13 protein-coding genes are annotated in these 13,048 nt (G+C 42.7%); all 13 read right to left on the reverse strand.

Translation table 11 applies throughout. The features are described 5' to 3' along the window. Positions 1–2: 2 nt before the first annotated feature. The gene (gene rseP, locus C509_RS0101415) at positions 3–1,268 is read right to left on the reverse strand and encodes an RIP metalloprotease RseP (protein ID WP_018705110.1); all 1,266 of its coding nucleotides are present in this window, start codon (positions 1,266–1,268) and stop codon (positions 3–5) included. A 15-nt stretch (positions 1,269–1,283) separates the two neighbouring features. Continuing rightward, a complete protein-coding gene (locus tag C509_RS0101420; RefSeq protein ID WP_018705111.1) occupies positions 1,284–2,429 on the reverse strand; it encodes a 1-deoxy-D-xylulose-5-phosphate reductoisomerase in 1,146 nt (381 codons plus the stop codon). A gap of 24 nt (positions 2,430–2,453) precedes the next feature. Further along, a complete protein-coding gene (locus C509_RS0101425; protein WP_018705112.1) occupies positions 2,454–3,239 on the reverse strand; it encodes a phosphatidate cytidylyltransferase in 786 nt (261 codons plus the stop codon). Beyond that, complete coding sequence (locus C509_RS0101430) at positions 3,240–4,034, reverse strand: undecaprenyl pyrophosphate synthase (protein WP_018705113.1); 795 nt, start codon at positions 4,032–4,034, stop codon at positions 3,240–3,242. A 203-nt stretch (positions 4,035–4,237) separates the two neighbouring features. Further along, positions 4,238–4,795: a ribosome recycling factor gene (frr, locus tag C509_RS0101435; protein ID WP_018705114.1), complete on the reverse strand. Its 558-nt coding sequence runs from the start codon at positions 4,793–4,795 to the stop codon at positions 4,238–4,240. Continuing rightward, entirely contained in the window at positions 4,795–5,520 is a 726-nt protein-coding gene (gene pyrH / locus C509_RS0101440) for a UMP kinase (protein ID WP_018705115.1), read from the reverse strand. The genes frr and pyrH overlap by 1 nt, the downstream gene beginning before the upstream one ends. Before the next feature lie 158 nt (positions 5,521–5,678). Next, positions 5,679–6,560 (reverse strand): translation elongation factor Ts, encoded by an 882-nt coding sequence (gene tsf, locus C509_RS0101445; protein ID WP_018705116.1) that lies wholly within the window; start codon positions 6,558–6,560, stop codon positions 5,679–5,681. A gap of 204 nt (positions 6,561–6,764) precedes the next feature. Next, positions 6,765–7,496 carry a 30S ribosomal protein S2 gene (gene rpsB, locus C509_RS0101450; protein WP_018705117.1) on the reverse strand — a complete coding sequence of 244 codons (732 nt, stop codon included), beginning with the start codon at positions 7,494–7,496 and terminating at the stop codon, positions 6,765–6,767. 186 nt (positions 7,497–7,682) lie between these two features. Further along, a complete protein-coding gene (locus C509_RS0101455; RefSeq protein WP_033369593.1) occupies positions 7,683–8,162 on the reverse strand; it encodes a hypothetical protein in 480 nt (159 codons plus the stop codon). 2 nt (positions 8,163–8,164) lie between these two features. After that, the gene (locus tag C509_RS0101460; RefSeq protein WP_018705119.1) at positions 8,165–8,947 is read right to left on the reverse strand and encodes a FliA/WhiG family RNA polymerase sigma factor; all 783 of its coding nucleotides are present in this window, start codon (positions 8,945–8,947) and stop codon (positions 8,165–8,167) included. Between the two features lie 60 nt (positions 8,948–9,007). Further along, a complete protein-coding gene (locus C509_RS0101465; protein WP_018705120.1) occupies positions 9,008–9,874 on the reverse strand; it encodes a MinD/ParA family protein in 867 nt (288 codons plus the stop codon). Next, positions 9,871–11,001, reverse strand: coding sequence for a flagellar biosynthesis GTPase FlhF (gene flhF, locus C509_RS0101470; protein WP_018705121.1), 1,131 nt, complete (start codon positions 10,999–11,001; stop codon positions 9,871–9,873). Before flhF ends, C509_RS0101465 begins: the two co-directional genes overlap by 4 nt. Continuing rightward, positions 11,001–13,031 (reverse strand): flagellar biosynthesis protein FlhA, encoded by a 2,031-nt coding sequence (flhA, locus tag C509_RS0101475; protein WP_026319625.1) that lies wholly within the window; start codon positions 13,029–13,031, stop codon positions 11,001–11,003. Before flhA ends, flhF begins: the two co-directional genes overlap by 1 nt. Positions 13,032–13,048 lie beyond the last annotated feature (17 nt).

The raw sequence follows: 13,048 nt of genomic DNA on the forward strand, positions 1-13,048 counted from the left end.
CATTATTTAATGATAAAAAATCGTTGAATATCATTCCATGTAACAACAATCATCAAGACCATCAAAAGGGCGAAGCCAATAAAGTGGACCATACCTTCTTTTTGACGATCAATCGGTTTTCCTCGCAAAGCTTCCACACCAAAGAATAAGAGGCGCCCTCCATCTAATGCAGGTACTGGAAGCAGATTCATGATTCCCAGATTGATGCTTAGGAGCGCAGCCCATTTCATCAACAGGAGGACTCCCGATTTAGCCACAGTTTCAGTTGTTTTATATATTCCGACCGGCCCGGCAAGCATGTCAATGGAGAACTGTCCTGTAACAAGCTTTCCGAGTAACCGGAAAATCTCTACGGTCCAATGGTATGTTTCGGTAAAACCGTTGACTGCAACACTAGTGAATGATTTATCGACCGGCGCCTGAACCCCGATCAAACCGAACTCTTCACCTTCCGCCACTTCCCTTTTGGGGGTAACCGGAATATCCAGCGTTCTGTCACCGCGTTCCACTGTAAAAACAAGTTCTTCACCAGGATGCTTGCGGACAACTTCGGTAATATCTTCGAAGTTTGAAATTTCAGCACCGTCAATACTCAAAACAACGTCGCCTTCTTTAAAACCAGCCTCGTTCGCCGTTCCATTCGGAAGTATTTTGCCAATAAGCGGATCATTCACCTGTACTCCCTGTATAAATCCCAATATCGTGAAAATAACTATGGCAAGTACAAAATTCATCATTGGCCCGGCAAAAATGGTTATTGCCCTTGCGCTAAGTTTCTTTGATCCAAACTGGCGGTCCCATGGAGCTATCTGCGTTTCAGTTTGATCCTCGACAATTGTGGCTTCATGAGACAGATGAAATGTTTTTAATATCTCATCTTCTCCATCTTCATACCCTTTTATAATGAGGTCATGCTCTAGGTCGGCCGATTCTACTTCCAATGCACGTGCGTTGGAAAAACGATCTTTACCCTTCAATATAACCTTCTCTACCAGTCCATCATCATTCAAAATGAGAGCGACCCGATGCCCCGGCTTGATTTCCATCATTTCAGGATCCTCCCCGGCCATTCTTACGTAGCCGCCAAGGGGAAGAAGGCGAATGGTGTACAATGTTTCTTTCGTTTTATGGGAAAACACTTTCGGTCCCATTCCGATCGCAAACTCTCTGACAAGTATTCCTGAACGCTTCGCAAAGACAAAGTGTCCGAGCTCATGAAAAAATACCAAAGCGCCAAAAATAATTATAAAAGCGATGACTGTATTCAAAAAAATAACCACCTTTTAAAGGAGTGTATGAACATACTGTCTTGTCTCTTGGTCAACTTCCCGTATGGCGGAAAGATCAGGGTGCTCAATCACATGATGCCTTTCCAACGCTTTTTCAATCAGTTCTTCTATCCGGGTAAAAGGTATTTTCTGCTCAAGAAAAGCTTTCACAGCCGCTTCGTTTGCAGCATTTAATACTGTAGGCATTGTTCCCCCGCACCGCCCTGCTTCATATGCAAAATATAAACAGCGGTAACGGTCCATGTCCATCTTTTCAAAATGAAGCTGTCCGATATCTACAAGATTCAGCCTTTTTGCCGATTGAAGCGGCAGACGCTCCGGATAGGTTAGAGCATATTGTATAGGAACTCTCATGTCAGGTGTTCCAAGCTGCGCAATCACGCTGCTATCGTGAAATTCGACAAGCGAGTGGATGATGCTTTCTCGGTGCAAAAGGACATCTATTTTATCATAAGGCAAATCAAACAGCCAGTGGGCCTCTATCACTTCTAAGCCTTTGTTCATCATTGTAGCAGAGTCAATCGTAATTTTGGAGCCCATTGACCAATTTGGATGATTTAAAGCCTGTTCCAGTGTCACAAACTTCAATTCTTCCCGGCTCAAATCCCGGAAGCTTCCGCCTGATGCAGTTATCAGCAACCGGGAAACTTCGTTCATATTCTCACCTTGCAAGCATTGAAAAATGGCCGAGTGTTCGCTGTCGACCGGGAGGATATCCACATTTTTTTCCCTTGCCGCCGCCATGACAAGATGACCCGCAGTCACTAATGTCTCTTTATTGGCAATTGCAATCTTTTTTCCGGCTTCAATCGCCTGTAATGTCGGATAAAGTCCGACACTTCCAATGACTGCGTTCAGAACGATATTTGACCGGTCGTAAACAGCTGCTTCTACCAGCCCTTCTTCCCCGTATACAAATTGAATGTCAGTTGGAAATTCCTCCTGCAAAGTTGTACAGTCCTCTTTCGTCTGCACCGAAACAAGCTGCGGATGAAACTCCGAAATGATCTTCCTGACAAGTCCTATATTTCTTCCCGCTGATATAGCGGTCAATTGAAATTGTTCAGGATGCTCCCTGATCAACTCGAGGGTTTGGGTCCCGATTGAACCTGTCGCCCCCAATAAACTAATATATTTCAAACTCCTCACTCCTGATGACTACAATTAAATAATTTGCAGCAGATGGAAAAGCGGAAGTACAAACAACCAACTGTCACACCTGTCCAATATTCCCCCATGGCCCGGCATAATATTGCCTGAATCCTTCACTCCATAATGGCGCTTAAATGCTGATTGGGCCAAGTCTCCTAACTGGCCAAAAACAGAAAGAATTACAGTAACGATCAGAAGCTTGAGCAGAGGGATGTCTATTGTGGTAAAGGTGTAAAAAGCCAATGCAATAAGCAATGCAATTAAAATACCTCCGACAGAGCCTCCAATCGTTTTGTTCGGACTGATTTCCGGCCACAGCTTACGCTTACCCAAGGATCTTCCGACAAAATACGCCCCGGAGTCTGTTCCCCATACAACAAACAGAACATAAAATAAATAAACGATCCCGGCTTCGCGCGTTTCCATTAGAAAATGGAAACCGATCCCTACATATAATACCGATAAGGTGACAAATCCGGCATCATCAAAATCAAATTTATTTTTACTTATAACAGTATATGATAAAAAAAGGAGGACAGCCAAGATGGCGGCATTCATTTTAATATCCGCCCCCTGCCCTGTTTCGAATACCTGCCCTGGTAAAAGGATAATCCATAAAAGAATTAGAGACAAGACACCCTGTATAGAAATTAGCGGCTGTTTCCGCATTTTTAATAATTCGTATAACCCCATCGTTGCCATTGCATATACCAATAGAATGAATGGGATCCCGCCTATGTACAGAAGCGGTAAAAATATGGCTATTGCCACTATTGCTGAAATGATTCTTACCTTCATTTATTGTATCTCCTCACCAATTAATCCACCGTATCTTCTGGAGCGCTTTTGAAACGATTCTACCGCTTCAAGCAAGTGTTCTTCCGAAAAGTCTGGCCAGAGGACATCCATGAAATACAGTTCGGTATATGCAAGCTGCCAGAGCATGAAATTGCTTAAGCGAACCTCTCCGCTTGTCCTGATAAGCAAATCCGGATCTTTCAAACTGTCAGTCATCAAATAATTAGAAAAGCATTCATCATCAATATCCTCTTCATTAATGATACCTTTTTTCAAATCTGAAGAAAGATGTTTTATTGCATCAATTATTTCTGAGCGACTCCCATAATTCAGAGCAAAATTTAAAATTAGGCCGTCATTGTTTCTTGTTTTTTCTATGGCGTGATCAACAGCCTTCCTTGTACTTGCGGGGAGCCGATCGATGTCTCCCATTGTTGAAACCTTGACATTTTCCTCTATCAATTCCGGCAAAAAGCTGCTCAAAAACTGTTCTGGGAGCTTCATAAGGTAGTCAACCTCTGTTTTGGGCCGCTTCCAATTTTCAGTTGAAAAAGCATATAGTGTAAGGGTTTTGATTCCAAGTTTATTAGCTGCCTTTGTTATCTTTTTTACTGTTTTCATCCCCTCATGGTGTCCAGCAACGCGGGGAAGTGCTCTTTTTTTAGCCCATCGTCCATTTCCGTCCATAATGATGGCGACATGTTCCGGAATGGGGTGGGCTAGTATTTGACTGATACGGTCATCCTGCAAATCTTGCTCTTTTGAAGTTTTCCATAACTTCATTTTATTGAACATAATGAGTCCTCCGTCAGAAATGCATTCTTCTGTGCGTCAAACATATTTTAGCATATCCATATGAGGATGCGATATGATTCTCCGTCGATTTATCCCTTCTATTTGCCATAAAAGGAAAAACCCCTCCGAAAGGAGGGATCTATATTTAAAAATAAGAACTTTTCTTGTTTACCTGCATCGAACAGGCGCTCTCGCTTTTGGACTTATACAGTTAAGACTTCCTGTTCTTTCTCTTTTGTCAGTTCATCGATTTGTTTGATATGTTCATCGGTCAGCTTTTGGATGTCATCTGAAAAACCGCGTAGGTCATCTTCAGAAATCTCCCCGCTTTTCTCGAGTTTTTTCAGCTCTTCGTTTCCGTCCCGTCGAATATTTCTAATGACGACTTTGGCATCCTCGGCTTCTTTTCTAACTTGCTTTACAAGATCTTTGCGCCTTTCTTCCGTAAGCTGCGGGATAGAAATCCGAAGAAGGGAGCCATCATTTGTAGGTGTTAGGCCTAAGTCTGATTTCAGGATGGCTTTTTCAATATCCCCTAAAACAGTTTTATCATAAGGCTGGATCACAAGGAGACGGGCTTCAGGTACTGAAATGTTTGCCATTTGATTGATTGGTGTCGGAGCACCGTAATAATCAACAAAAATTTTGTCCAAAAGGGCTGCATTTGCACGTCCTGCACGGATGCTTGCCAATTCCCGGCTGTACACCTGAATAGCTTTTCCCATTTTGTCCTTCGCATTTGAAATTACTTTGGTCGGCATTATTCCTTCCCCCTTACTATCGTTCCGATTTGCTTGCCCATGACGGCACGCTTGATATTCCCTTTCTCGGTAAATGAGAACACAATCAGCGGAATATTATTATCCATACATAATGATGATGCGGTAGAGTCCATGACAGCAAGCCCTTCTTTCAATACATCTAGATATGACAACTGATCATACTTGACTGCATCCTTATCAAGCTTCGGATCTGCGTTATATACACCATCCACATTGTTTTTTGCCATTAAAATGACATCAGCTTCTATTTCTGCCGCTCTTAATGCTGCAGTTGTGTCTGTTGAGAAATACGGGTTTCCTGTCCCTGCCGCAAATATAACGACACGCTTCTTTTCCAAGTGCCTGATGGCACGGCGTCTTATGTATGGTTCAGCAACTTGAAGCATATCAATGGACGTTTGAACACGGGTTTCAATACCGAGCTGTTCAAGGCTATCCTGCAATGCAAGGGAGTTCATCACCGTTGCCAGCATTCCCATATAATCGGCGGTAGCGCGGTCCATGCCCATCTCACTGCCGACTTTTCCACGCCAAATGTTTCCGCCACCAACGACTACAGCAACCTCAACATCAAGCTCTGCCACTTCTTTGACTTGTTCTGCAATGGATTTGATCACTGCCGGATTGATGCCGAATCCCTCATTACCGGCCAGTGCCTCACCACTTAATTTAAGTACGACTCTTTTGTATTTTGGGGTATCCATCTGAACCTCCAATAATCCCATAGTGATATGTAATGACGCATGTTTGTCTTTTTAAAATGGGGAACACGACGTGTTCCCCATTTGAACCTATAAAATTGCGATGCTTATGATTGTTAGGCCTCGACATTTGCAGTCGTAACTAGCCAATCAGACTATGCTTACTTCTTCGTTTGGCTCATAACCTCTTCAGCAAAGTTTTCCTGGCGTTTTTCCATTCCCTCGCCCACTTCATAGCGAACAAACCCGACAACTTCAGCACCTTTGGATTTTACAAATTTACCAACTTTTTCGTCAGGGTTTTTGACAAACGACTGATCAAGAAGACAAATTTGCTCAAAGAATTTACCAAGACGGCCTTCTACCATTTTTTCAACAATTTTTTCAGGCTTACCTTCGTTTAATGCCTGTTGTGTAAGCACTTGGCGTTCACGGTCGATTTCTTCTTCAGAAACTTGGTCGCGTGTAATATATTTAGGATTGATCGCAGCAATATGCATAGCAACATCTTTTGCTGCCTCTTCATCCGTTGTACCTTCAAGTACTGTCAAAACCCCAATACGGCCGCCCATATGGAGATATTCGCCGAATACGCCGTTATCAGATTTTGTTTTAACTTCAAATCGGCGAAGCGTAATTTTTTCTCCGATTTTGGCAATAGCACTGTTAATATATTCTGTCACAGTTTCGCCACTGCTCATTTTTTGTTCCAAAGCTTCTTCGAGAGAAGAAGGTTTGTTGGCAAGCAGATGCTCAGCCAATTCTTTTACTAACTGTTGGAAATTTTCGTTTTTGGCAACGAAGTCAGTTTCAGCGTTCACTTCCAAAATAACTGCTGAGTTGCCTTCGCTTAAAATATAGGTTGTACCTTCAGCAGCGATTCTGTCAGCTTTCTTGGCAGCCGAAGCCATACCTTTCTTTCTGAGGAAATCAATCGCTTCCTCCATGTTTCCGTTTGTTTCTGTCAATGCTTTTTTGCAGTCAAGCATGCCGGCACCAGTTTGGGCACGCAATTCTTTAACCATTTGAGCAGTAATTGCCATTTTCATTTCCTCCTTGTGAGTAACAGACATGATTGTGTTACGAAAGCGCAAGTCGAAAAAGGCGATGACGACCCGAGCTAAGCATAACAAATCATCAATTTAACAGCAAAGTTTGCGTTTTATTTCTGTGAAAAAAGGTGACAAAGTGTCATCACTATTATCACCTTTCGAATCGCCTGATTCCAGGCCAATATCATATGACGATTATGCGTTGGCAGCTTCTGAAGTTGCTTCCTCTTCTTCTGCAGGCTCTTCACTGTATTTCGCTTCCAATAGAGCATCAGCCATTTTGGAAGTAAGCAATTTCACTGCACGGATTGCATCATCGTTAGCTGGAATGACATAATCTATTTCATCCGGATCACAGTTTGTATCAACAATACCAACGATCGGAATATTCAACTTGCGCGCTTCCGCTACAGCAATACGCTCTTTTCGAGGGTCGATGATGAACATTGCATCCGGAAGAGTTTTCATGTCTTTAATACCGCCCAAAAATTTAACAAGACGGTCGCGCTCTCTATTCAGCATAACTACTTCTTTCTTCGGAAGGACTTCGAATGTGCCGTCTTCTTCCATTTTTTCAATCGCTTTTAAGCGTTCGATTCTCTTTTGGATCGTTTCAAAGTTAGTTAGTGTCCCGCCAAGCCAGCGATGGTTCACGTAATATTGGCCTGCACGTTCAGCTTCTTCTTTTACGGATTCCTGAGCTTGTTTTTTAGTTCCGACAAAAAGAACTTTTCCATTATTTTCGGAGAGCTCTCTCATGAAGTTATAAGCTTCTTCAACTTTTTTGACTGTTTTTTGCAAGTCGATGATGTAGATGCCGTTTCTTTCCGTAAAGATATATCTTTTCATCTTAGGATTCCAGCGGCGTGTCTGGTGTCCAAAATGTACACCTGCTTCAAGCAATTGCTTCATAGAAATGATTGACATAATTTTTTCCTCCTTGGTTTTCCCTCCGTTTCACTCATCTTCCGGAAAGACTGTTCCTATCGAAAAAAACAGCACCCTGTCGCAGAATCATGAAACGTGTGTATTAATACCATCAAATAATATAGCATAACCGAAAATGTTAATCAAGTAAGAAATGCGGAAGCGGCCGTTTAGCATAACGTTCAATCACTGAAATTTCAACAAAAGCTCTATTTCCGTTTTTCCTTTATTCAGCTTCCTGGCAATTTCCGTTACCGTCATTCCTTGTTCAGCCAGTACTTTCGCCTGTTCCCTTAGCGACAACGGAACTGCACCTTCATCGGATTCATTAGATTCATTAGTTTGTGAAGTAACGGGAGGCTTTTTCGGATCAAATGACTGTAAATCTTTGAGCTCATCTTCCATTGGAAGAAGGCTTTTTTCCTCAACCATGGCGTTCTCGGTTTTCTCTTTTTCCCTGCGGTCATTCATTCTGCTCAAGAGTTTTTCATTTTCTTCTTTGATTTCTTCAAGAAGAGTAGCCATCAGCTGTTCTGATTCATCAAGCACGAGTTTTTGCCTTTTTTCTATTTCCAGCAGCTTGTTTTGGCGCAAATATAGTAGTAGCAGTGCAAGAGCTAAGAGGATGTTCATTAAAAATAAAATAAATATAAGTGTCCCTGTCACTTTCATCCCCGCCTGTCATTATTTTCCGTCTTCAATAACTGCCGTCTTAATTTAAAGAGTGCTTTGGAGTGGATTTGGGATATTCTTGAAGTTGACAGCTGCATAATATGACCGATTTCGGTCAATGTTAATTCCTCGTCATAAAAGAGGCTTAAAACAAGCTGTTCGTTATCAGTAAGGGTTGTAATCACTTCCGCCATTTCTTCAAGCCATTCTTTTTTTATGATCTGCTCTTCTGGAGTAGGGGTGTGATCGTCTTTGATTGTATAAGAATGAGTTTCGTCTTCCTCTTCTCCCGTCATATATTCATTTACAGAGAAAACCTGAGCAAAGAAGTATTCATTCATTGTTTTGACCACTTCAGTATCGGACACACCCATTTTTTCGGCAATTTCCTCCGCCGTTACATGGCGCATGAGTTCCTGTTCCAAGGAGTTTTGTACGCTCTCTATTTCTTTGGCCTTCTCACGGGTGCTCCTCGGAAGCCAATCCTCTTTTCGCAGACCGTCTATAATAGCACCTCTGATTCTAAAAGAAGCGTAGGTATCGAATTTAAGCTTCCTGTTAAGATCAAACTTATCCAATGCATCGAGCAATCCCATGATTCCCAGACTTTTTAATTCTTCCCTGCTCACATTTTGAGGCAAATTGACGGAGATCCTTTGAACATGATAGGTGACAAGCGGCATGTATTTTTTAACTAAGTGGTTGCCTGATTCCGGGTCTCGCTCCTCTCTCCAGCGTTCCCAATGTTTATGTTCCTCAAGGGGCAGTGTAAGCGGCATATGTATCCCCTCCTCTAACAAATTAGATTGCTTCGGAAAAGAAATCTTTTTTGCATTAGTCTATCTGTTGTAAAACAACTTTTGTAACCTTGCAATAAATGACTCTTTCATGTGAACAGGTTTTTGTCGTTCATTTCCATTGATAACAGACAGTGCAATTTTTTTCAGATTGACTGAGACAGGGGCTTTCGGAAATTCCATATATACCGGACGGTTGGCTAGAACCGCTTTTCTCATATGTTTATCTTCCGGAAGTATACCCAGTAAATGGATTTCCTTCTGAAGGAAGGTTGCCATCGCCTTTTTGAGACGTTCAAACGTCTCCTTCCCTTGTTTATCGCTGTCTGAACGGTTGCATATGATAAGCAGACTGGCGTCCGCCCGAACCCGATGTATCAGCTTCATCATGGAGTAGGCATCCATGATGGACGTAGCCTCTGGAGTAGTGATGATTATGACTTCATCAGCTGCCAGTGACAGCCGAAGCATCCATTGCCCTGCACCTGCTCCCATGTCAAAAATGATTATATCGTAGATTTCCTGCATTCGTTTAAAGCCGTAAAAAAGCCGGTCGACCGTAGTCTCGTCCAATTCAACCGCCTCTTGAAAACCGTTTCCTCCTGCTATGAACGATACACCGCCGGGGCCCAACTCTACAATTTCTGAAAGCGGTTCTTGATTATAAATAAAATCACCCATTGTCTTCGTTGCCGATCCGCCCATCAGCAAATTGACATTCCCCATACCAATATCCAAGTCGACAACAAGCACATTAAACCCCTGTTCGGCAAGAATAATTGCCATGTTGCTGGAAATATTGGATTTCCCCACTCCACCTTTTCCGCTGACGACCGCAAGGGTTCTTGCTTTTTTTCGGGGTTGCCTGTTGATTTTTCTACGTAAATTTTCTGCCTGATCATTCCTCATTTACTGCCATCTCCAAAAATATAATCGGCAAACAATTCGGGCGCTGCTAGAATGATGTCGTCCGGAACGTCCTGTCCGGTTGTGATATAAGATACGGCCAAATTGTACTTAAGCATAATATTCAGCATCGATCCGAAGTGTTTTGTTTCATCCGATTTTGTAAAAATCAGCCGATCGATCGACATATGTTTAAAGTTATCCATGATCGGATCAATGTCTTTTTCCTTCATTGTTACACTTAAAACCAGAAAAGTTTCAAGATCGTTCTCCAATGACAACATATTGTTTAATGCATGAACGTACTCAGCATCCCGATAGTTTCTGCCTGCGGTATCAATGAACACTTGGTCATAATCTGAAAAGCTTTCTATAGCTTTCATGAAGTCATCCGGCTCATAAGCTACTTCTACCGGTATATTAAGCAAACCAGCATATGTCTTTAGCTGCTCAATTGCTGCTATACGATACGTATCCAAGGTGATAAAAGCCACTTTTTTCTTCTCTTCCAACGCGGCATGTGCGGCCAATTTTGCCAAAGTAGTCGTCTTACCAACCCCGGTAGGTCCTACAAGAGCAATAAATTTTTTATTCTTGCCCCTCGAAAAATTTAGTTGCTCTATTTTTTCAATCAGGATTTTCTTTGTTTCTTGTATGACTTCTTTTACCTCAGGCTCCTTTTTTGCCTGGCGCCATATTTCAAGTAAGCCCTCACCGATTTTCTTCACATGGCCTTCGTCCACTTCGTGGTCCAACAGCTTTCCAAGCACCGTTTGAATCGGGGCAGGATAAACAGCCAAATCCGGATTCGCCGATTTTTGGCCGGATGCAACCATTTTTTTCAACTCAGCCAGTTCGGAAAGAAGAGATTTTTCATAATCGTGCTCGTTCTGCTTTAACTCGTTGTTTTCCGAGACCTCTCTTAACAAAAGGGCGGGATCAGTTCCCGGCATTTGTTTGTCGTCATCCATGGCTGCAATGACCTCGAACTGCTTTTTCTTGAAAAAACCTAGAATGCCTCCTGTCCATACAACCCTGGAACTTAAAATGACCGCTTCTTCTCCCACCTCTTGTTTTACTTTTTGAAAGGCTTCCGGCATAGAAGGTGCCGTGATTTTTTTAATACCCATTAAACATTCACCACCCCAATACTTTGGACTTCCACATCAGCTTCCAGTTCATTGTAAGAAAGGATGGGCACTTGAGGAAAATACCTTTCTGTCAACTGACGCAAATACATCCTTACCGCCGGGGAACATAAGAAGATCGGTGTTTGTTGGATTTTCGACAGCTCTTCAATTTGGGTAGCAGCCGCCTCCAATATTTTTTGGGAATCCCCAGGATCCATTGCCAGATAATTTCCATTTTCGGTCTGCTGGATACTATCGGCAATCATTTTTTCAACCTTTCCTGAAATCGTAACGACTTTTAATACCGGATCATCATCTGCATATTGTTTCGTAATCTGTCTCGCCAATGCCTGCCTTACATATTCGGCAAGTATGTCAGTATCAAGCGTGACTTTCCCATAGTCAGCCAGAGTTTCAAAAATCAACGGCAAATTCCTTATAGAAACATTCTCTTTCAACAGCTTAGCCAACACCTTCTGCACCTCACCAACTGTCAGAGGATTGGGTGTGACCTCTTCAACAAGAATCGGATAAGACTCCTGAAGATGGTCGATAAGTTCTTTTGTTTCCTGTCTACCGATCAGCAAATGTGCATTTGACTTTAAAACTTCCGTCAAATGTGTCGACACAACAGACGGTGGATCTACAACAGTGTATCCTTCAATCTCAGCCTGTTCCTTTACCTCTTCCGAAATCCATTTCGCGGGAAGTCCGAATGAAGGCTCAATTGTGTCGATACCCTGGAGTGTATCTTCCGTTCCCGGGCTCATCGCCAGATAATGGTCTAAAAGGATCGTCCCTTTCGCAACTTCATCACCTTTTATTTTGATTTGATATTCATTGGGCTCCAACTGAATGTTATCCCGGATTCTTACAACAGGTACAACGATTCCCAGCTCAAGAGCAAGCTGCCTGCGTATCATGACTATACGGTCAAGCAGATCTCCACCCTGATTTACATCCGCCAGCGGGATAAGACCATAACCAAATTCGAATTCAATCGGATCCATCTGTAATAAATCGAGCACACTTTCAGGTGATTTCATTTCATCTGCTTCCGCTTCATCGGCAGAAAGAGCAAGTGGATCTTCATCACTTTCAGGGATTCGGCCCAGTGCATATCCCCCGCCTATCAATGCTATGGCAATCGGGATGGTAATCACATTACTGATCGGAGTCGTTAATCCAAGCAAAAGGATTGTTGAACCGGCAATATACAGAATTTTAGGATAGGCAAATAACTGGCCTGCAATATCCGATCCCAGATTCCCTTCTGAAGCTGCACGTGTTACTACAATACCTGTCGCGGTAGAAATCAAGAGTGCCGGGATTTGGCTAACTATTCCATCACCGACTGTCAACATTGAATATTTTGTTGCCGCTTCAGCGATTGGAAGTCCCTGCTGGATCATACCGATCAATATGCCGAAAATCAGGTTGATAATCACGATGACGATACCTGCAATGGCATCGCCCTTTACAAACTTGCTGGCACCATCCATTGCTCCGTAAAAATCCGATTCGCGGGAAACCTTTTCCCTACGGTTCCTTGCTTCATGTTCTGAAATGATTCCCGCATTCAAATCCGCATCGATACTCATCTGCTTACCCGGCATCGCATCAAGCGTAAATCTTGCCGCCACTTCAGATACACGCTCCGAACCTTTGGTTATCACGATAAACTGAATGACGATCAAGATAAAAAATACAACGAGTCCTACTAGTATATTTCCACCGACTACGAATGTTCCGAACGTTTCAACAACCCCACCGGCATCCCCTTTTGAAAGAATTGATCTTGTTGTGGAAACATTAAGCCCCAGCCTGAATAAAGTAAGAAGCAATAATAATGAAGGAAATATTGAAAACTGGAGCGGTTCGTTCACATTCATCGTTGTCAAAAGCACAAGCAGCGCCAGGGATATATTGGTTATGATCAAAAAGCTAAGCATCCATGGCGGAAATGGAATGACCAGCATGGCTACAATTAAAATCACACTTAGCAATACAGCAATGTCCTTTGTCTTCATCATGCTTGGCCCCTCCT

The organism is Siminovitchia fordii DSM 16014 = CIP 108821 (assembly GCF_000374565.1).
Taxonomy (GTDB): Bacteria; Bacillota; Bacilli; order Bacillales; family Bacillaceae_C; genus Siminovitchia; species Siminovitchia fordii.